Here is a 1,022-nt window from a genome sequence, read left to right as displayed (position 1 = left end):
CCGGGCTTGATCATGGCGAAGGCCCCCGTGTGTGGTGGAGGTGTCGAATCTTCACCGCACGGAGGCCTTCGTGTTCCACCGTAATGCCCGGCTGACCGTTCACGGCAGGCGGCTGCTGGTCGAACGTGTCCGCACCGGACGCCCTGTCGCCCATGTAGCCGCCGAGATGGGCATCTCCCGCGTCACCGCGCACAAGTGGATGCGCCGCTGGCGGGCTGAAGGCGAGCAAGGACTGCACGATCGGTCCAGCCGTCCGCGCACGACACCGCACCGTACGGCCGGGGCGATCGAGGCCCGCGTGTGCCGTCTTCGGCAGGACCGCAAGCTCGGCCCGGCCCGCATCGGTCCGATCCTGGACCTGCCCGCCTCGACCGTCCACCGCATCCTGGTCCGCCACGGCCTGAACCGCCTGGCCTTCCTGGACCGGCCCACCGGCCAGATCATCCGCCGCTACGAACACGCCCGCCCCGGCGAGCTGGTCCACGTCGACGTCAAGAAACTCGGCCGCATCCCTGACGGCGGCGGCCACAAAGTCCTCGGCCGACAAGCCGGCCGCGCCCGGCGCACCAGCATGGGCTTCGACTACGTCCACTCCGCCGTCGACGACCACTCCCGCCTCGCCTACAGCGAGATCCACGGCGACGAGAAGGCCGCCACCTGCGCAGACTTCCTGCGCCGGGCCGCAGCCTTCTTCGCCACCTGCGGCATCAGCCGCATCGAGCGGGTCCTGACCGACAATGCCTGGCCCTACCGCAAGAGCTTCGCCTGGCAGCAGGCCCTGGCCGACCTCGGCGCGACCGGCAAGCTCACCCGCGCCTACCGGCCGCAGACCAACGGCAAGGTCGAACGCTTCAACCGCACCCTGCTCGACGAATGGGCCTACCAGCGGCCCTACACCAGCAACACCGAACGCACGGCCGCCCTGGCAGACTTCCTGCACACCTACAACCACCACCGCTGCCACACCGCACTCGGCGGCCAGCCACCCATCACCCGCGTGAACAACCCTGCGGGTCAATACA

General features: G+C 69.7%; 1 protein-coding gene. It reads left to right on the top strand.

Annotated features, from left to right (window positions below; all coding sequences use genetic code 11):
- Positions 1–70: 70 nt before the first annotated feature.
- Positions 71–1,022, top strand: a 952-nt coding sequence (locus ABZ192_RS42995) for an IS481 family transposase (protein WP_356929896.1), incomplete at its 3' end; no start/stop codon positions are given.

Origin of the sequence: Streptomyces sp. NPDC006235, from assembly GCF_040613735.1 — a bacterium.
GTDB lineage: Bacteria > Actinomycetota > Actinomycetes > Streptomycetales > Streptomycetaceae > Streptomyces.
The sequence above is the reverse complement of the archived record's forward strand: the minus strand, read 5'-3'. Positions and strand labels throughout refer to the sequence as shown.